We start from the raw sequence: 20,238 nt of genomic DNA, 5'->3' as shown, positions 1-20,238 counted from the left end.
ATTACTATAAATTACACTCCTCAACTGCCACTATCGTGCCACTGCTTGATCCAGCGGTCGCCGAAACGGCTCAAGGACAGCAACCGCACCCCCGTGCGGACGGGAGTCATGTTGGAAAACTACTATCGCGAGCTGGTGTGTTTCCTGAACGCCAGGCTGGGCAACCGTCAGGTGGCCGAAGATGTGGTGCATGACGCTTACCTGCGGGTCCTGGAGCGTTCCAGCGATACACCGATCGAGCAGCCCCGGGCATTCCTTTATCGCACCGCCCTCAACCTGGTCGTCGATGACCATCGGCGCAACGCCTTGCGTCGCACCGAGCCGCTGGACGTACTCGACAGCGAAGAAAGCTGCTTCATACCTTCACCGCACAAGGTCCTCGATCACGGCGAGCGTCTGGACATGCTCCAGCGTGCCCTGGCGGAACTGCCACGGCTGTGCCGCGAGAGTTTTCTGCTGCGCAAGATCGATGGCCTGTCCCATCTGGAAATCGCCGGGCAACTGGGCATTTCCCGTGCGCTGGTGGAAAAACACATCGTCAACGCCATGAAGCATTGCCGTGCGCGGATGCGTCAGTGGGAAGGCCACTGATCCCCAGGGATTCATCAAGCCCCGTTAAATTTTGTTCCATTGTCCTCGTTCCTAGTCAACAGACGACCTGTTGTGCGGCCCAAGGCCTGTCAGGTCACTTAGGTTCAATGTCCCGCTGTTGCGGGGAACATCCAGAGGACACTGGAAATGACACAGGCAATTGCATCGCCCCTCGTTCACGACCTGATCGGAGTCGGTTTCGGCCCGTCGAACCTGGCACTGGCCATCGCGCTGCAAGAGCGCGGGGCGAGCCAGGGCAACCTGGATGTGCTGTTTCTCGACAAGCAGGCCGACTACCGCTGGCACGGCAACACCCTGGTGACCCAGAGCGAGTTGCAGATTTCCTTCCTCAAGGACCTGGTGACCCTGCGCAACCCGACCAGCCCTTACTCGTTCGTCAATTACCTCAAGGCCCACGGGCGACTGGTGGACTTCATCAACCTGGGCACCTTCTATCCGTGCCGCATGGAGTACAACGACTACCTTCGCTGGGTTGCCGGGCAGTTCACGGCGCAAAGCCGTTACGGCGAAGAAGTGCTGACCATCGAGCCGGTGCTGCACAACCATCAGGTCGAGGCATTGCGAGTGATTTCCCGCGATGCGAGCGGGCACCAACAGGTACGCACCACTCGTTCGGTGGTGGTCAGCGCCGGTGGCACGCCGCGTATTCCCGAGGTGTTCAAGGCGCTCAAGGATGACGGCCGGGTGTTCCATCATTCCCAGTACCTGGCGCAGATGGCCAAGCAGCCATGCGTGAACAACCAGCCGATGAACATTGCGATCATCGGTGGCGGGCAGAGCGCCGCCGAGGCCTTCATCGATTTGAACGACAGCTTCCCATCGGTGCAGGTGGACATGATCCTGCGCGGCTCGGCACTCAAGCCGGCCGACGACAGCCCCTTCGTCAACGAAGTGTTCTCGCCGGAGTTCACCGACCTGGTGTTCCAGCAGCCCGACAGCGAGCGCGAGCGCCTGGTCAACGAGTACCACAACACCAACTATTCGGTGGTGGACATCGATCTGATCGAGCGCATCTACGGCATCTTCTACCGGCAGAAGGTCTCGGGCATCGCCCGTCATGCGTTCCATACCCTGACGACGATCGAAAAGGCCACCGCCAACGAACGCGGCGTCGAACTGGTGCTGCGCAATAACGCCACCGGTGAAGTCTCGGTGCGTCACTACGATGCCGTGGTCCTGGCCACCGGTTACGAACGGCAGATGCATCGCAAGCTGCTGGCACCGCTGGAAGAGTATCTGGGTGACTTCGAAGTCGATCGCAATTACAAACTGATCACCGACGAGCGCTGCAAGGCCGGCCTCTACATGCAGGGCTTCTGCCAGGCCAGCCACGGGCTGAGCGACACCCTGCTGTCGATCCTGCCGATCCGTGCCGATGAGATTGCCGGGTCGCTGTATGAGCATGGCAAGCATCGCGGGCATGGGCGGTCGGTGGTGGATCTGTTGTTGGCGACCGCGAGCTAAGTTTTTCGGCGCCTGACAGGCCGCCTTCGCGAGCAGGCTCGCTCCCACAATGGACCTGTGTTCACAGGACTACTGTGGGAGCGAGCCTGCTCGCGAAGGGGCCATTGAAATCACCCAAAACCCTCAATCCTGAACCCTTCCTGAAGAACCCCGCGTTTCCCCCGGCAAGACTTTGTAACGGGTTTACTCTCCAAACATCGGGGCGTAAGCTTCGCGCGTTTTCATCCATTACGGAGACCCACAGTGGGTACTTGTTCGAGTGACAGTTGTCGGCCGGTCTCGGTAACCGGCATTTTCTCGGCAAGATAACGCGCAGTCTCCTGTGCCGTTGTCTCGCCGACAAGCGAGCAGCGGCATCCTGATCATGGCCAGTCCCGGCCGTGTCCCGACGTCCCTCTCATCGACACTGAACAGTGCGTGGTTTCGACTTCTTGTCGTGGCCGCCGCTCTATCGACACGCCTGTCATTCGTGACCGGCGCGCCAGGCCTTGCCTTGCCGGTTGTTCCGGCGGCAAAGGCGTGGACCTGCCTGCTCGACGGTTTCCCGGCTGACCAAAGGGGCACCAGCCATGAAACTTACCCTCAAGGAATTCTTCGCAGGCTTCCTGCGTAACCGCCACATCGCCCGGCACTTCCGTCGCCTGGCGTTGCTGGAAACCTTCACCGACACCACGGTCAGCCGTGAAGTCCCACCCACCCTGGCGCAAACCCTGGTGAGCGCTGCCGGCAGCGACACCGGCCAATTGCTCAACACACTGGGCAGTCACACCGACGGCTTGAGCGAGTTCGAAGCCGATACCCTGCGCGAGCAATTCGGCCTCAACGAAGTCGAGCACGAACAGCCGCTGCCCTGGTGGACGCACCTGTGGCACTGCTACAAGAATCCGTTCAACCTGCTGCTGACCTTGCTGGCAGTCATCTCCTGGCTGACCGAAGACATGAAAGCCGCCATCGTGATTTTCTCCATGGTGGTGCTCTCGACCTTGCTGCGCTTCTGGCAGGAAACCAAATCCAACCAGGCCGCCGATGCGCTCAAGGCCATGGTCAGCAACACGGCCACGGTGATGCGCCGGGACCTTGAGGAACACCACGCGCAGCGCATCGAATTGCCGATCAAACAACTGGTGCCGGGCGACCTGATCGTGCTGTCCGCCGGGGACATGATTCCCGCCGATTGCCGGGTGCTCAGCGCCAAGGACCTGTTCGTCAGTCAGGCGGCCATGACCGGTGAATCGATGCCGGTGGAAAAATTCCCCCGCCAGCAGGACCGCGACACGCTCAATCCACTGGACCTGGACAACATCCTGTTCATGGGCACCAACGTGGTGTCCGGCACGGCCATGGCGGTGATCCTCACCACCGGCAACAGCACCTATTTCGGTGCGCTGGCCCAGCGAGTCGGTGCGACGGATCGCGCGCCGACTTCGTTCCAGACCGGTGTCAACAAAGTCAGCTGGCTGTTGATCCGCTTCATGTTCGTGATGGCGCCGCTGGTGTTGTTCATCAACGGTTTCACCAAGGGCGACTGGACCGAAGCGCTGCTGTTCGCGCTGTCGATTGCCGTGGGCCTGACCCCGGAAATGCTGCCGATGATCGTCACCTCGACCCTGGCCAAGGGCGCGGTGTTCCTGTCGCGCAAGAAAGTCATCGTCAAACGCCTCGACGCGATCCAGAACTTTGGCGCCATGGACGTGCTGTGCACCGACAAGACCGGCACCCTGACCCAGGACAAGATCTTCCTGGCGCGCAACGTCGACGTCTGGGGCAACGACTCGGATGACGTGCTGGAAATGGCCTACCTCAACAGCTACTACCAGACCGGCCTGAAAAACCTGCTGGATGTGGCGGTGCTCGAACACGTCGAAATCCATCGCGAACTGAAAGTCGGCACGGCGTTTCGCAAGGTCGACGAGATTCCGTTCGACTTCACCCGTCGGCGCATGTCGGTGGTGGTCGCCGAGCGCGATCAACCGCACCTGCTGATCTGCAAGGGGGCGGTGGAAGAGGTGCTGGCGGTGTGCTCGCGGGTGCGTCACGGCGAAGTCGATGAAGCCTTGAGCGAAGAACTGCTGGCGCGCATCCGTCAGGTCACGGCCACGTTCAACGCCGAGGGCCTGCGGGTGGTGGCAGTTGCAGCGCGGCCGATGATCGAAGGTCGCGACACCTACAGCTTGGCCGATGAACAGGCCCTGACGCTGATCGGTTATGTGGCCTTTCTCGATCCGCCGAAAGAAAGCACCGCGCCGGCCCTCAAGGCGCTGGCGGCCCATGGCGTGGCGGTGAAAGTGCTGACCGGCGACAACGAACTGGTGACGGCGAAGATCTGCCGCGAAGTCGGCCTGGAGCAGCAGGGCCTGCTGATGGGCAACGACATCGAGCGCATGTCGGATGCCGAACTGGCGAAAGCCGTGGAGACCACCAACGTCTTCGCCAAACTGACGCCGTCGCACAAGGAACGCATCGTCCGTCTGCTCAAGGGTAACGGCCATGTGGTCGGTTTCATGGGCGATGGCATTAACGATGCCCCGGCCCTGCGCACCGCCGACATCGGCATTTCCGTGGACAGCGCCGTGGACATCGCCAAGGAGGCGGCCGACATCATCCTGCTGGAAAAGAGCCTGATGGTGCTGGAGGAGGGTGTGCTGGAAGGGCGCCGGACCTTCGCCAACATGCTCAAGTACATCAAGATGACCGCCAGTTCGAACTTCGGCAACGTGTTCTCGGTGCTGGCGGCCAGTGCGTTCATCCCCTTCCTGCCGATGCTGCCGATGCACCTGCTGGTGCAGAACCTGCTCTATGACATTTCGCAGATCGCCATTCCATTCGATAACGTCGATGACGAAATGCTCAAGCAACCGCAGCGCTGGCAGCCGGCGGATGTAGGGCGCTTCATGCTGTTTTTCGGGCCGATCAGTTCGATCTTCGACATCACCACGTTCGCCTTGATGTGGTACGTGTTCGATGCCAACACCCCGGATCACCAGACCCTGTTCCAGTCCGGCTGGTTCGTGGTCGGGCTGCTGACCCAGACACTGATCGTGCACATGATCCGCACGCCGAAGATCCCGTTCCTGCAAAGCCGCGCGGCCATGCCGTTGCTGGTGATGACCGGGTTGATCATGGCCGTGGGGATTTTCCTGCCGATGGGCCCGCTGGCGCATTACTTCAAGTTGCAGGCATTGCCATCGCTGTACTTCGTGTTCCTGCCGGTGATCCTGCTGGCGTACATGGCGCTGACCCAGGCGGTGAAGGGGTTCTACATCCGGCGGTTTGGCTGGCAATAAGGCCGCAAAACCTGTGGGAGCGGGCTTGCTCGCGAATGCGATGTATCAGTCACCATCATCATCGACTGATCCACCGCTTTCGCGAGCAAGCTCGCTCCCACAGGGGATCGTGTATTTTTCAAGGATTTCATCATGCAAGCCATCAACAACCTCAACCTGACCTCCCTGCTCGACACCCTGGTCAGCCTCAGCGCGGCCTTCATCCTCGGAGGCCTGATCGGTTTCGAGCGCCAGTATCGGCAGCGCACCGCCGGCCTGCGTACCAACGTGCTGGTGGCGGTGGGCGCGGCGATTTTCGTCGACATGGCCAACCGGCTCGCCGGTGCCGAGGGCGCCGTGCGGGTCGTGGCCTACGTGGTTTCCGGCATCGGCTTTCTCGGTGCCGGGGTGATCATGCGTGAAGAGGGCAATGTGCGCGGTCTCAATACGGCCGCCACCCTCTGGACCTCGGCGGCGGTCGGTGCCTGCGCCGGTGCCGACCTGCTGGCCGAGGCCTTGCTCGGCACGCTGTTCGTGCTCGCGGCCAACACCTTGCTGCGGCCGATCGTCAACAACATCAACCGTCAGCCGCTGGATGTGATTTCGGCGGAAGTCACCAACATCGTCTATGTCATCGCCCGGCGTACGCAGCAAAAAACCGTGCTGGCCTTGCTCGAAGCCGAGCTGGAACGCAGCAACTACCCGGCCAGCGATGTCGATGTGCATGCTTTCGGCACGGATGAAATTGAAATCGAAGCCACCCTGGCGACCACCTCGGTCGACGGTGATGAATTGGATGCGCTGGTGGCACGGATCTCGACCTCGACCCTGGTGGTGCAGGCGTTCTGGAGTCCGAGTACCACGGAGTGAAGGCCAAGGTTTCCCTAGCAAGCGTCAGACTAACCTGCAGATTTTTAGGAATATTCCTACATAAACCCAGGGAGGTCTTCCGTAGGCTTTGCGACCTCTTGAAACCGACATCCTTTTGGAGGTCATCTTGCCGGATAAATCCTTGCGCATCCTGATCGCCGATGCGCAGCACTTCAACTGCCTGCGGATCGAGCGGCTGTTCAACCAGCTCGGCTACTTTCGGGTGGCGCCGGTGCACAGCCTCGACGAGCTCCTTCCACTGGTGGAGTACGCTGGCGAGCCGCTGGACTTGGTGCTCGTCAATGGGGCGATGGCCAGCGAAGGGCTGGACCTGTTCAGTTTCCTGGCCGACAACCCGCAGGTTCATCACGGGTTTATCTTCAATGAGCAGCAGGCGCCGGTGTCGCCCGTCGCGGGCAAGGTCCAGGTCAGCCAGGCTGCTCTGCCTGACCTTGCGTCAATCACGCAGTTGATGAGCGTCGTCGATCGTCGTCTGCCGTTCGTCGGAACTGTCATTTCTGTCAGGTAGTTCTTTCAAACCTTCCATGCAAGAGTCTATGCGCAGCGTTGTGCCCAACCGCTGCGGTGCCTGGAGGGCATTTTTTTGCCCGATCGTGTTGTTTTGCACGGGAGTTCTCATGAAGTCAGCACTGATTGTGGAAGATCATCCGGTGGTTCGCTCCATGATCAAACTCGTACTCAAGGGCGAAGGATTCAAGCAGATTTACGAGGCCTCTCGTGGCGACGAGGTCCTGTCGTTGATCCGGGGGCATCAACCGGATGTCGTGTTGCTTGATCTGGGCCTTCCCGGTGTGGCGGGGCTTGAGGTGATGGATCGTATCAAAGTCGAAAACACCCGATGTCGCGTGGTGGTGTTCACCTCGCTGGAGGCGCAGTTTTATCAGGACCGCTGCATGCGTGCCGGGGCTGTGGCCTATGTTTCCAAGAGCAAGGACCTGGATGATTTGAAGGCGGCGGTGAATTCGGTGATGGCCGGCTACACCTATTTCGCCCAGATCCCCTCGAGCTCCGTGGCGATGGGGCAGTTGCAACGCAGTGAAAAGCAGTTGATCGACAAACTCTCCAATCGTGAACTGACCATTCTGCAGTACCTGGCCCGGGGTTCGAAAAACCTGGAAATCGCCGAGATCATGCACCTGAGCTACAAGACCGTCAGTACCTACAAGACCCGGCTCACCCTCAAGCTCAACATGAGCTCGTCGGTGCACTTGAGGGATTTCGCCCTGCGCAATCATCTGATCTGAATGAACGTTCTCCGACGGCTGGCCGGTTGGGTGCTGACGGGCCTTCTTCTTTGGACATCGACTGTCGGTGCGCAACAGCCGTTGACCTTGTTGGGACGCTCGAGTGCCGAAGGCCTGAGCGCCGGGTTGTCGGACACCGAGTTACGCTGGCTGCAGCAAAAGGGCCGATTGGTGCTGGCTGTCTCGGGGCCAGACTATCCCCCCTTCGAGTTCAATGCGGCGGGCAAGGTGTTCGAAGGCGTGACAGCCGATTACGCCGGGTTGCTCGAACAATTGTTGAACATCGACATAGAGGTGCACTGTTATCCGTCGCGAGCCGACGCGGTGCAGGCCATCAAGGACGGGCGGGCAGACCTGCTGGGAACGGCCAATCGATTTGAAGCCGAGGACCCACAGCTACAGATGTCCAGCGCCTACGCGGTCGATCAACCGGTGCTGGTCACCCGCACCGATTCCCCTCCGGTGCTTGACCCGACACTGGCCGGCCAGCGGTTGGTGATGCTGTATCACTACCTGCCCGAATACAGCGTGCAACAGTTCTATTCCAAGGCGAAGGTCGAGCTGTTTCCCTCGACACTGGCGGCGATGGGTGCCGTGGCTTTCGGCCAGGCCGATGTCTATCTGGGCGATGCGATCAATGCCCACTACTTGATCAGCAGGAACAACCTGAACAACGTGCAACTGACCGACTTCTCGCCCATGGAGTCCGGGCGCTTTGCCTTCGCGATGACCCGCGACAACGTTTCGCTGCTGCACATCGTCAACAAGGCGTTGGCGGCCATCACCACCAATGAACAGATGAACATTCTGCGTCGCTGGGGAGCCAATGGCGTATCTATCCACGGCACCCAGTCATTGCAATTGAGTGTGGCGGAACAGCACTGGCTCGAACGCCACCCGCGGGTGAAGGTGGCGATCAACGACAATATCCCGCCGATTTCATTTATCGACAGCGAAGGCAAGTTTCGCGGTATCAGCGTCGATGTGCTGGCGAAAATCACTTCGCGCACCGGGCTGCAATTTGACATCCAGAGCATGAAATCAGTGACTGATATGGTGTCGGGCATCACCAGCGGGCAGATCGATGTGCTGGCCGGTATCGGCCTCAGTTCCCAGCGTGAGGATGAACTGCTGTTCACCCGGGCGTTTCTGAGCAGCCCTTCGGTGCTGGTGACCCGAGCGGCCGAGGACAGCCCCAGGACGCTGGAAGACATGGCGGGAAAAGCCCTGGCACTGACCCAGGGCAATATTGCCGGCGAGTACCTTCGCCAGCACTACCCGCAAATCCAGCTGGTGGATGCGCCACTGTCGACGGACGCCATGAAAATGGTCGCCCAGGGCAAGGTCCACGGCGGCATCAACTCCTTGATCAGCGCCCGTTACCTGATTTCCCGGCAGTATCGCGATCGCCTGCAAGTAACCAGCACCGTGGGCGCCAACCCTGTCCGAAGCACCCTGGCGACCAGTCGCGAGGCTACCGAACTGCATTCGATCCTGGATAAGGCGCTGTTAAGCATTCCTCCCGAAGAAATAGACGAACTGACCCAGCCCTGGCGCTATGACTCGATGGTCGAGCAGAGTTACTGGTTGCGACACCGACAGGCGATCGTGCAGGCCTTTGCGCTGGCGGGTGTCTTGCTGTTGCTCGCGTTGGTTGGAATCGTCTGGCAGCGCCGGCAGATTCGCCAGCGTCAGCAATTGCTCGGGCAATTGCAGGAAGCCAAGGACGCGGCGGACGACGCCAACCGGGCCAAGACCACGTTCCTGGCCACCATGAGCCATGAGATCCGCACGCCGATGAACGCCTTGATCGGCATGCTCGAACTGGCGCTGAAGCGGGCCGATGAAGGGGTGACCGACCGCGCCGCCATCGAGGTGGCGTCCAACGCCGGGCAGCAATTGCTGGATTTGATCGGCGACATTCTGGACGTCGCCCGGATCGAATCGGGGCATCTGTCGTTGACGCCGGAGCGGGTCAACCTGCATGCGCTGGTGACGTCGGTCTGCCGGGTTTTCGAAGGGCTGGCGATTCAGAAGAATCTGCAATGGCGGGTCGAGCTCGCCGAACACAGTGACTGCGATGTGATGCTTGATCCCGTGCGCTTCAAACAAGTGCTGTCCAATCTGCTGAGCAACGCCATCAAGTTCACCCGTGAAGGCCAGGTGAGCCTGACACTGCGAGCGCGGCCGCAAGCTCCGGCGCATCTCGCCGTCAGCGTACGGATCGAGGACAGCGGTATCGGCATCAGCGCTATCGACCAGCAACGCCTGTTCAGCCCCTTCGTGCAGGCCGATAACAATCAGCAGACTGCCCGGCAAGGGTCCGGCCTGGGCCTGGTGATCAGTCGTACCCTGTGCGAAATGATGGGCGGGCAGTTGCGTCTCGACAGTGAGCCTGGGCGCGGCACGCGGGTGGACATCAGCCTGGTGCTGCCCGCCCTGCAAGCGTTGCCCGCGGAGGGGCTGCCCCAGGACTCGGCGCAGCTCACGACCCGGGCGTTGTCGATCCTGGTGGTTGACGATTACCCGGCCAATCGCCTGCTGCTCTCGCGGCAGCTGAGTTATCTGGGCCACCGTGTGGTGCTGGCGGAGGACGGGGCGCAGGGGCTTGAACAGTGGCGCGGACAGAGTTTCGAACAGAGTTTCGAACTGGTCATTACCGACTGCAACATGCCGGTGCTCAGCGGTTACGAATTGGCCGGCGCGATACGTGAGCAAGAGCGGCTGCAGGGGCTGTCGCCGACGCTGATCCTGGGCTTTACCGCCAATGCGCAGGCCGAGGAGAAAGCCCGGTGTCAGGCGGCGGGCATGGACGATTGCCTGTTCAAACCCATTCGCCTGGTGGATTTGCAGGCGTGGCTGGCCCAGCGGTTTTCCAGCGCTCCCCCGGCGGCAAATGACGATCCAGGTTTGGCCGGGTTCGACTTGAGCGGGCTGGAGCGCTATGCGGATTCGGATCGTGAGCTGATCGATCAATTGCTGCACGATCTGGCGCTGACCAACCGCGAGGACCGTGTGCATTTGCTGGCCTTGCACACCAGCGGCAATCGCCCTGGTTTGCAGACGCTGGCACACCGGATCAAGGGCGGGGCGCTGATGGTGCGAGCGCTTGTCCTGGTCGAGTGTTGCGAACGACTGGAGCAGGCCTGCAATGACGGCAGCGCGGCACTGATCGACGACGCCGTCGACCAGTTGCAGCAAGCCATGGCCCGCCTGGACCAGCGTCTCGAGCAGGACTGAGGCTCAATCCCAGTTCGGTGCGATGCCTTTGGGGCTGGTCAAACGGTGGCCGCGATCCAGTGTTGCGATCAAGGCCATGTCGGCCTCGCTCAAGGTCAGTTCGCGAGCCTTCAGGTTGCTTTCGAGGTTGGCCCGGCGAGTGGACGACGGAATCACCGAGTAACCTGATTGCATGGCCCACGCCAGGGTGACCTGAGCCGGTGTCGCTTGCAGGCGTTCGGCGATCTGCTGGATGAGCGGGTCCTTGAGGACTTCACCGTACGCCAGGGTCATGTAGGACGTGATGCCGATGCCCTGGCTCTGCGCGAACGCGACGACCTTGCGGTTTTGCAGGTAGGGGTGCAGTTCGATCTGGTTCGTGGCGATGTGCTCGGCGCCGATGGCTGCAATCGCCTGTTTCATCAGGTCGAGGGTGAAGTTGGACACGCCGATCTGCCGGGTCAGGCCCATGCGTTTGGCTTCGAGCAGGGCGCCCATGAACGCTGCGACAGGCACTTGATCGTCCGGCGAAGGCCAGTGGATCAGGGTCAGGTCCAGGTAATCGGTCTGCAGTTTGTCCAGGCTTTCCTTCAGGCTGTCGATCAGTCGATCACCGGCCAGGTTGGCGACCCAGATCTTGCTGGTGATGAACAGGTCTTCCCGGGCGATGCCGCTGGCGGCGATAGCCTCGCCGACCTCGGCTTCGTTCTCGTAGATTTGTGCGGTATCGATCACCCGGTAACCGAGCGCCAGGGCGGTGCTCACCGAATCGATGACCACCTGGCCTTGCAAGCGAAACGTACCCAGGCCGAAGGCGGGAATGGACATTGATGACTCCAGAGGTTGCAGTGGGAATGGGCGGCAGTATCCGCGCCCGCATCCGTGAGAAAAACCGCTGAATGGGCAAAGCAATGTTTACCGTAAATCAAGAATCTCCGGCAGTCTGGTGGGGGGATGGTGTCTGATCCGCCCCCTTCGCTGGCAAGCCAGCTCCCACAGGGGAATGCATTCCAAATGTGGGAGCGGGCTTGCTCGCGAAGGTGGCGACTCGGTCTGAAGCCTTACCCCCGAGGCTCAAGAATCATGCAAGTGGTGGTCCCCGTCGCATACAACCGCCCATCCACATCATAAATCCGCCCCTCGGCCAGCGCCGTCGAGCGCCCCAAGTGCACAATCTTGCCCTCGGCACGCACCGGTCCACTGGCGTTGTTCAGCGCGCGGACGTAGCTGATGCGCAGATCCAGCGTGGTGTAACCCTGGCCTTTTTTCAGTTGCGTATGGACTGCGCAACCCATGCATGAATCCAGCAAGGTCGCGGCATAACCGCCGTGGACCGTGCCCAGCGGGTTGTAGTGCCGGGCATCCGGCGTGCCCTGGAAGATGAACAGCCCGGCCGACCATTCGATGGGGATGAAATCCATCAGCGTGCCAATCGGCGGGGAGGGCAATTCGCCGTTGCCGATGCCTTCGAAAAACTCGGCGGGGGACAACGCGCTGACCTCGGCCATGGACAGACTGCCGGGCCCGGCAAGGCGGGCGCGCATGGCCTGTTCCTGGGCGATCCATTGGGCGAGGGTGGCGTCGCGGTTGGGGCTTTGCATGACGGAGTCCTCGGTGGGCTCAATATTATGGGTGTAATCAAATTCGATATTATGCCCGAAATAAAATCTCCGCTACCCCAATCAGCTGACCGCTTGCCGCCCAAAGCTTGCCGCTGCCCCTACGCAATATCACTGCGGCTGAATTCCTCCCCGAGAAAATCGATCAACGTGCGCACCGACGGCAGCAACCCCCGACGCGAGGGGAAGATCGCATGGATCACACCGCTCTTCGGTGCCCAGCCGGGCACCAGTTCCACCAGTTGCCCGGCAGCGATTTCATCGCGCACCACCACGCTGGGCAGGTGCACGATGCCGATCCCGGCGACCGCCGCATGGCGCAAGGCCAACAGGTCATCGGTGACCATGCGCGGGGCATGCCGGATCATCGCCGTGCTGCCATCGGCGCCGAACAGTTCCCACTGATATTCGCGCTGCGCCGCGCCCCAGTGCAGGCTCGGCAGGCCGCTGAGGTCGGCCGGGGAGGCCGGTGTCGACAGGCGCGATAGAAAGGCCGGGCTGCCGACCACGCTCTGGGTGCTGTTGCCCAGCACCTTCATCACCATGTCGGTGTTTTCCAGGGGTGGAAAGCGTACCCGCAGGGCAATGTCGAAGCCTTCGTGAATCAGGTCGACCCGGCGGTTGGTGCTCTCGATGAACACTTCCACCAACGGGTACTTGAGCATGTAACGGGTCAGCATCGGCCCGACCCAGGAGTTGAGCAGCGCCGTCGGGCAACTGATACGCACCATGCCCTGAGGCTCGGAGCGGTTGCGCTCGATCAGTTCGGCGGCGCTTTCCGCCTCCACCCGCATGGCCAGGCAGCGTTGGTAATAGGCCTGGCCGATTTCCGTCAATGAGCAATGCCGGCTGGTGCGGTGCAGCAGGCGCACGCCGAGGCGTTCTTCAAGCTCGGCAATGCGTCGGCTGAGCTTCGACTTGGGCATGTCCAGTGCTCGGCCGGCCGCGGCGAAACCGTGATGCTCCACCACCTGGGTGAAGTAGTAGAGAGTGTTGAGGTCTTCCACCATCGTTCTCCAAATAGAACGCTAAAGCTGATTTTTGCAGTCTAGCGCAGCAAAGGTCACGGTTTTAAGCTTTGTCCATGGCTTCACCCCCTCTCACCAGGAGACACCATGAAAAACATCATCGGTATCTACACCAGTCCACGGACCCATTGGGTTGGCGACGGTTTTCCGGTTCGCACGCTGTTTTCCTACGACAACCTGGGCAAACACATCAGCCCGTTCCTGTTGCTCGATCACGCCGGCCCCGCTGAATTCACCCCGACCACCGAACGACGTGGCGTCGGTCAGCATCCTCATCGTGGCTTCGAAACCGTGACTATCGTTTACAAGGGCGAACTGGAGCACCGGGATTCCACCGGCAGCGGCGGCAAGATCGGCCCCGGCGATGTGCAATGGATGACCGCGGCCTCGGGGATCCTGCATGAAGAGTTTCACTCCGACGGTTTCGCCAAAAGCGGCGGCACTCTGGAGATGGTGCAACTGTGGGTCAACCTGCCGGCCAGGGACAAAATGGCCGACCCCGGCTACCAGACGATTCTCGATGCTGACATCCCGAGCATCGCCTTGAAAAACAACGCCGGCAGCCTGCGCCTGATCGCCGGTGAGTTCGACGGCCACAAGGGCGCGGCACGCACCTTTACCCCGGTCGACCTGTGGGACATTCGTTTGAATGCCGGCAAGTCGCTGACCCTGGACCTGCATGAAGGGCGCAACACCGCACTGGTGGTCTTGCGTGGCACGGTCCAGGTCAATGGCCTGGAACCGGTGCGCCAGGGGCAACTGGCCCTGTTCGATCGCAAGGGCGATCAGTTGACCCTCGAAGCCAGCGAAGGCGCGGTGGTGTTGTTGCTCAGCGGCGAGCCGATCGACGAGCCGATCGTCGGTCACGGGCCGTTCGTGATGAACACCGAGCAAGAAATCCACCAGGCCTTCGCCGACTTCCAGTCCGGCCGCTTCGGTCGGATGCACGCTTAATTCGCAGCGCTTAAACACCCGACGCTACACAGGATGAGTAGGCCGGTTTTCAGGCCAGGGATGGCTGTTGCCCAAAAGAAAGAGGAAACGCACATGAGTACTGTCTACGCGGCCAACTTCAACGGCCAGAAACCGACCATCGATCCCAATGACAGCGCGATGCTGTTGATCGATCACCAGAGCGGACTGTTCCAGATCGTCAAGGACATGGACGTGCCCCAACTGCGCGCCAACGCCATTGCCCTGGCCAAGGCCGCGACCCTGCTGAAGATGCCGGTGATTACCACGGCTTCCGTTCCCCAGGGGCCGAACGGACCGTTGATTCCGGAAATCCACGAGGCCGCACCCCATGCGCAGTACGTGGCGCGCAAAGGCGAAATCAATGCCTGGGACAACCCGGAGTTTCATGCGGCGGTCAAAGCCACCGGCAAGAAAACCCTGGTGATCGCCGGCACCTTGACCAGTGTGTGCCTGGCATTCCCGTCCATCGCCGCCGTGCATGAAGGCTACAAGGTGTTTGCGGTGGTCGACGCCTCCGGCAACCACTCGAAACTGGCCACCGACCTGACCGTTGCCCGCCTGGCCCAGGCCGGGGTGGTGCCGATCGACATCATGGCGACGCTCTCCGAACTGCAAGGCTCGTGGAACCGTCCCGATGCCGAGCAGTGGGCCGCTGTCTACGCCCAGGCCATGCCGCATTATCAATTGCTGATCGAGAGCTACCTCAAGGCCCAGCAAGTGGCGAACGAACACGAGGCGCTGGATTCCCAGCGTTAACTGGCTTGCGGACTACCGCAACCTGATGACCGGCTACAGCAAATAGTCCAGCTACGACGATCCCTGTGGGAGCGGGCAAGCCCGCTCCCACAGGTTTATTTGGTGTCCAGCCAGACGTGTTCATCCCGCCAAATCAATTGCTCCTACACTAGTGCCAATCCACGCTATCTTCGCGTCATTGGCCCTGGATGGAGTTGCTTGATGCTGTCATTGCTCACTGAACACCCATTGATCTGCGCCATGGCGCTGATCCTGGTCGATCTCGGGTTGTGGTATTTGCTCAGCGCCGCGGGCAGTGCCTGGCGGCTGCTGGTGCGGGTGGTGATTTTCTCGTTGTTCAGCCTCCTGTTGTTCAACGAAGGCCTGAACCCGATGGAGCCGCCGCCCTGGGCCGATAACGTGCCACTGCACCTGGCCGCCACCGGCTTGCAGATCGGCTGGTGGTTGTTTGGCGCGCGGACCCTGACCGTGCTGATCGGCGCGGTGATGATGCAACGGGTGGGACATACCGGGCGCTTGCTCCAGGATTTGCTCGGCGCGGTGATTTTCCTGATCGCGGTGATTGCGGCCCTGGCCTATGTACTCGATTTACCGGTCAAGGGCGTGCTGGCCACCTCCGGCGCGTTGGCGATCATCGTCGGCCTGGCGTTGCAAAGTACCCTCAGCGACGTGTTCTCCGGCATCGTCCTCAACACCACCAAGCCCTATCAACTGGATGACTACATCTCCATCGACGGCATGGAGGGCAAGGTGACCGACATCGACTGGCGTGCCACGCGCCTGCAGACCTCCCAGGGCTGCATGGCGGTGATTCCCAATTCCCTGGCGGCCAAGGCCAAGATCATCAATTTCAGCAGGCCGAACGACATGTTCGGTATCTCCGTTTCCCTGGAAGTGAGCCCCCATGCGAGGCCGAACACGGTGATCGACGCGTTGGAGCGGGCCATGCAAGGTTGCCGTGCGCTGCTGGATAAACCGTCACCCAGTGTGGGCCTGAAAACGTCCAGCAACACCGGCGCGGTCTACGAAATCAGCGGGTTTGTCGCGTCGATGGACGAGAAACGCTCGGTGCGCAATCAGCTGTACGACCTGGCCTACCGGCACTTGCAGGCGTCCGGGGTCAATTTGTTGTCGAGCGTGGAGCCCAGCCCACCGATCAACTCGACACGCAAACGGGCGTTGCTGGACAGCTCGCCGATTTTCTCCACCCTGCGTCAGGAAGAGAAAGACACGTTCAGCCAGAACATGACCCTGCAAACCTTTCGCGCCGGGGAGGTGATCCTGGAAGCGGAGGAGGTCAGCGATCACTTGTTCATTATCGAGTCCGGCGTGATCTCGGTGACCGTGATGCGCCACGGAGCGCCCTACGAATCCGGACGCATGGGGCCGGGGGAGGTGATCGGCGAGGCGGGTATTCTCACCGACAGCGCGTTGCCTGCGCAGTTTACCGCCAAGACATTCTGTGGCCTGTACCGCATCGAAAAGTCCTACCTCAAGCCGTGTCTGGATGCCCGTCACGACATCAACGATGCAATGAAAGCCCTGCTCGATTACCGGCTGCAAAAAGCGAAGATCCTGACTCAGGAGCTGCCGGTGGCGGTGGAGAAAAAGGGCTTTTTGCGGTGGTTGCGCAATCGGGTTTGAGCTCGGTGGTGAATGGCCGCTGCGCGGATCGCGAGCAAGCTCGCTCCCACATTTGAGTGCATTTCCCTGTGGGAGCGAGCTTGCTCGCGATGACGGCAGTGAATTCACCAAAAGTGAAGAGTGAAACCCATCACACCCGCGCCAATGGCCTCCTCGACTTCTGGAATATTGGCTATTTGTGCAGACCAGCCGAGGGACTAACGTAGCGACACACCTACTTGCCCTGGAGCACGTCATGCAACCCCGTATCGATTTCTACACTGCCAGCCCCGACGCCCTCAAGGCGATGATCGCCCTGGAAACCGCAGTGTCGAAGCTGCCGCTGGAAAAAAACCTGATTGAACTGGTCAAGCTGCGCGCTTCGCAGATCAACGGCTGTGCCTTCTGCATCGACATGCACACCGCCGATGCGATCAAGGGTGGCGAAACCCCGCGTCGTCTGTTCGCCGTGACGGCCTGGCGCGAGGCGCCGTTTTTCACCGAGCGTGAACGCGCTGCGCTGCTGTGGACCGAATCCCTGACCCAGCTCAGCTTGACCCACGCCCCGGACGAAGACTACGAAGTGGTCAGCGCACAGTTCACGCCCAAGGAAATGGTCGACCTGACCGTCGCCATCAGCACCATCAACAGCTGGAACCGCCTGGCAGTCGGCTTCCGTAAAACGCCTCAGGCCTGATGTTCAACAAACCGCCGATGCCTCAATGGGCATCGGCACTCGGCGCGGCCGGTGTTTGCACCTTGCGCATCAAGGGCACCATCGCCGTGGCGAGTACAGGGTCGAATCTCCCCTGACCGAGCCTCCTTATCTTCCGATTGAACTGCTTTTGGATGGCTTATGCGTATATGTGCTAATCCGCTGTCATTTTTGACAGTTTCGAAAGTTGAGTTTCTCACCTTAATATCTCTTCATTCATCCACACTTTTCCGCAGGGGAAGTTGTAATGGCCGACGAAGGGATTGATTCAATCACCTATGTAGTTAGCAGTCTTGAGCGACCTGACTGGTTGATTGCAGCAGGCTTGGATAAAGGTTTGCGTCACGATCGAACGGAGACGGGAGGCCTCAAGGGAACGGTTTTGTCGGTGGGCAGTACAATACGATTTAGACAGACTAGTCCAATGTCCAATATGGGCGTTATTCTTGGTTTGTTAAATGACGACCAAAAAACAGAGGAACACCTCGAAGTCACAGTTGAGTGGCGCGAGTTCTGTTGTAAACATGCGTCAGTGCCTTTTTTATCTACTCCTTATACAGATGTCGCTGGTCAGTTGATTGCTATTGACGTGGAGGTATCAGGTTCTCAGAAAATCCTGCCAGTTTATCAGGCTGGAGGGAATGCGGGGTTGTTTTTCCAGTTGTGGGATTTGCAGAGCGCTGAGTATGCATTGTTTGTTTCTGATTATGCGCAAATTCTGATACCGGCTAAAGATAAGGAGGTATTGAGAGCGTTGCATCAAACATCCGGTTTGCAGGCCCTGACCGCTTACTATAATGGTGTTTTTGAGTACTTCAATTACCTGGCGGGACTTTCATTTGAGCCTTTGGCGCCGACAGATAAAAACATACCGAATCGTTACTTTATGAAGGCTGATAAATCTGGCGCCGGTGCTGGCTACTATAGCGGCGGCTGGACAGCAGAAACTTCGGACTCGGTTGCGGCATTCTGGTTGGACATTAAAGCGACCAACTGGGGTAGCCTTCATGAAATAGGTCATGGCTATCAAGGCAAGTTTATGGCCAACAGCAGTATTAACATGGCAGAGGTTTGGAATAACGTACTGGCTGCCAGCTATCAGAACAAAATGCTTGGGGAGGCGGTCTACGAGAAGGGATGGTTATACGGTCGTGGGGAGGAAAAGCTTTATAAAGATGCTATGGCAGCATTAGATAGTGAAAACGCTATCGAAGCCGATAGTTTGAGGCTTTTCTTTTATATGCTGATGTTTCAGCGTATGGGTGAGAGGGGTATCGTTGAGTTTTTTCAACGCTATCGCCGACTCAGCAACGGGCAAGGTTTTAAAGTTGAAGATCATCCGGCAATGGAGTTGCTAAGCAGTGTAGCTGTTGATGTCGCAAATATTGATGTTTCAACTTATATGGCATATGCCGAGGCGCCGCTGGCCTCGCGACAGGAAGTTGAGAATGCCTACAGTAATGCCGCTCCGGTTTTCCCTTTGTACTTACTGGTTTCACAAGATGAACTAAGGCAGGTCCAGGATCTGTTGGGGTTGAGAAGCCCTTTGAGTTTGGTCAGTTGTGCCGAGTTAGCCGTTACTGGTTTAACGGGGGACGTATCGTTTAATTTTGAGGAGCCTGTTTATCACGAAATAGTCGGGATGGTTTTTTTATTAAGGGATGGGAAAGGACCGGCCAGAATCTTAAAAATCACGAGCCCACGGGTGGTGGTGAGTGGCTTGCCGGTGGGGCTTTATGTGTTGCACTTGCCTGATATGGCAGGTGGTGATTATCAGTCTGTGACTCATTATGCAGTGGTTAAGAGTGGAAGGTCCGATGTTGACTGTATTTACGTGAGGAAGTATGCAAGTACTCTGGCGAATCAAGTCGTATATTTAAACGGGCTGGTTGGCGTTTTTTGTACTGTTGCCGTGGATGTGTCGAGGGGCACCGTGGTAGTTGACGTTGTCAGCGAAAGCCCACATAGCTATTTTGTCGGTGAGGTGTATGCAGCCGTAACGCTGAGAGATGATCGGGGTAGAGTTGTTTTTTCAAGAATGATGATGGGTGATAAGACAACTCTCTTTCACCAGGAGCTCGCTATCGAAAAAGATTTTACTGTAGCGATCTTCCATAAGGAGCCATCAAGATTAACTGCCTCCAATAGTGCTGCATCTCAGTTGATTGATGAGGTTTCACAGACTAATAGGTTGAAGGTTACAGTGCAGGGGCTTGTCAATGTGGAACTCGGAACTGATTCAGGGGCAAACTTGAAGTCTGCAATCGAAAAGTGTGTCGGGGTTTTTGAACAGTCCCCACATCTTGTTCTTCATGCGGATTATCCAGTGAAAAATGATCTGAGACAGGCGATTAATTCTTTTGCAGAACCCATTCGAAGTGAATTATTTGAGCGTTATCGTGCTGTCGAATTTTTTCCGCCTGCGTTTAATCGTTCATTGTTTGGTAGTGTCATGACATGGGGGCTTCAAGGCAATGGTGGCAGAGATATTGGGTATTTAAAGATGAAGCTTGCCCTGCAAAGACTCGATATCGTCCTTTCGGGTGGCGCAGCTCATGAATATTTCTCCTCGGTGTACATGTCTGTCGTAGTGAAGTCTGCTTCTGGCGAAATTGTCTATTTTCGAGAGCTGCGTGGAGATGAATCCGAAGAAGCAAGCACTGTGACCCTTCCGTTTGCGCCTGGCAGTACGGTAAGCGTTATGCATCGAGAGCCTACACGATGCTGGATTGTTAAGGACTCTCTTCCCGAACGTACTTCGGTTGAGCGGGTGCAACATGTTAAACATCTGGCTTATCTGAAGTTGATGTTGAGCAGTTAGGCCGGCTC

At 58.9% G+C, this 20,238-nt stretch carries 15 protein-coding genes; 12 read left to right on the top strand and 3 right to left on the bottom strand.

The features are described 5' to 3' along the window. The first annotated feature begins 108 nt into the window (after positions 1–108). The 7 genes from KW838_RS25575 to KW838_RS25545 all read left to right on the top strand — a co-directional run bounded on the left by KW838_RS25575 (position 109) and on the right by KW838_RS25545 (position 10,714). The gene (locus KW838_RS25575) at positions 109–591 is read left to right on the top strand and encodes a sigma-70 family RNA polymerase sigma factor (protein ID WP_218503916.1); all 483 of its coding nucleotides are present in this window, start codon (positions 109–111) and stop codon (positions 589–591) included. A gap of 147 nt (positions 592–738) precedes the next feature. Next, positions 739–2,076: a lysine N(6)-hydroxylase/L-ornithine N(5)-oxygenase family protein gene (locus tag KW838_RS25570; protein ID WP_218503915.1), complete on the top strand. Its 1,338-nt coding sequence runs from the start codon at positions 739–741 to the stop codon at positions 2,074–2,076. Positions 2,077–2,645: 569 nt separating this feature from the next. Continuing rightward, the gene (mgtA, locus tag KW838_RS25565) at positions 2,646–5,360 is read left to right on the top strand and encodes a magnesium-translocating P-type ATPase (RefSeq protein WP_218503914.1); all 2,715 of its coding nucleotides are present in this window, start codon (positions 2,646–2,648) and stop codon (positions 5,358–5,360) included. A gap of 132 nt (positions 5,361–5,492) precedes the next feature. Continuing rightward, positions 5,493–6,209 carry an MgtC/SapB family protein gene (locus tag KW838_RS25560; protein ID WP_007999644.1) on the top strand — a complete coding sequence of 239 codons (717 nt, stop codon included), beginning with the start codon at positions 5,493–5,495 and terminating at the stop codon, positions 6,207–6,209. Positions 6,210–6,336: 127 nt separating this feature from the next. Further along, the gene (locus KW838_RS25555; protein ID WP_102699318.1) at positions 6,337–6,738 is read left to right on the top strand and encodes a chemotaxis protein CheY; all 402 of its coding nucleotides are present in this window, start codon (positions 6,337–6,339) and stop codon (positions 6,736–6,738) included. Between the two features lie 109 nt (positions 6,739–6,847). After that, on the top strand, positions 6,848–7,474 hold the full coding sequence (locus tag KW838_RS25550; RefSeq protein ID WP_102699260.1) for a response regulator transcription factor: 627 nt from the start codon (positions 6,848–6,850) through the stop codon (positions 7,472–7,474). After that, positions 7,475–10,714, top strand: coding sequence for a transporter substrate-binding domain-containing protein (locus KW838_RS25545; protein ID WP_218503913.1), 3,240 nt, complete (start codon positions 7,475–7,477; stop codon positions 10,712–10,714). A gap of 3 nt (positions 10,715–10,717) precedes the next feature. Here KW838_RS25545 and dkgB read toward each other — a convergent pair whose 3' ends face one another. The 3 genes from dkgB to KW838_RS25530 all read right to left on the bottom strand — a co-directional run bounded on the left by dkgB (position 10,718) and on the right by KW838_RS25530 (position 13,322). Continuing rightward, the gene (gene dkgB / locus KW838_RS25540; protein ID WP_218503912.1) at positions 10,718–11,521 is read right to left on the bottom strand and encodes a 2,5-didehydrogluconate reductase DkgB; all 804 of its coding nucleotides are present in this window, start codon (positions 11,519–11,521) and stop codon (positions 10,718–10,720) included. Between the two features lie 233 nt (positions 11,522–11,754). Further along, positions 11,755–12,294, bottom strand: coding sequence for a PaaI family thioesterase (locus KW838_RS25535; RefSeq protein ID WP_102699257.1), 540 nt, complete (start codon positions 12,292–12,294; stop codon positions 11,755–11,757). A gap of 119 nt (positions 12,295–12,413) precedes the next feature. Continuing rightward, positions 12,414–13,322 (bottom strand): LysR family transcriptional regulator, encoded by a 909-nt coding sequence (locus KW838_RS25530; protein WP_218503911.1) that lies wholly within the window; start codon positions 13,320–13,322, stop codon positions 12,414–12,416. Between the two features lie 105 nt (positions 13,323–13,427). On the opposite strand from KW838_RS25530, the gene KW838_RS25525 reads away from it, so the two are divergent. From KW838_RS25525 to KW838_RS25505, 5 genes are all read left to right on the top strand, one after another. Next, on the top strand, positions 13,428–14,294 hold the full coding sequence (locus KW838_RS25525) for a pirin family protein (RefSeq protein WP_218503910.1): 867 nt from the start codon (positions 13,428–13,430) through the stop codon (positions 14,292–14,294). A 93-nt stretch (positions 14,295–14,387) separates the two neighbouring features. Then, complete coding sequence (locus KW838_RS25520) at positions 14,388–15,071, top strand: isochorismatase family protein (protein ID WP_007977982.1); 684 nt, start codon at positions 14,388–14,390, stop codon at positions 15,069–15,071. A 201-nt stretch (positions 15,072–15,272) separates the two neighbouring features. Further along, on the top strand, positions 15,273–16,715 hold the full coding sequence (locus KW838_RS25515; RefSeq protein WP_218503909.1) for a mechanosensitive ion channel domain-containing protein: 1,443 nt from the start codon (positions 15,273–15,275) through the stop codon (positions 16,713–16,715). A gap of 235 nt (positions 16,716–16,950) precedes the next feature. Further along, the gene (locus KW838_RS25510) at positions 16,951–17,391 is read left to right on the top strand and encodes a carboxymuconolactone decarboxylase family protein (protein WP_095968033.1); all 441 of its coding nucleotides are present in this window, start codon (positions 16,951–16,953) and stop codon (positions 17,389–17,391) included. A 265-nt stretch (positions 17,392–17,656) separates the two neighbouring features. After that, a complete protein-coding gene (locus KW838_RS25505; protein WP_218503908.1) occupies positions 17,657–20,230 on the top strand; it encodes a putative mucin/carbohydrate-binding domain-containing protein in 2,574 nt (857 codons plus the stop codon). Positions 20,231–20,238 lie beyond the last annotated feature (8 nt).

The organism is Pseudomonas sp. PDM27 (assembly GCF_019219205.1).
Taxonomy (GTDB): Bacteria; Pseudomonadota; Gammaproteobacteria; order Pseudomonadales; family Pseudomonadaceae; genus Aquipseudomonas; species Aquipseudomonas laurylsulfatiphila.
This window is presented reverse-complemented; position numbering and strand designations above follow the sequence as displayed.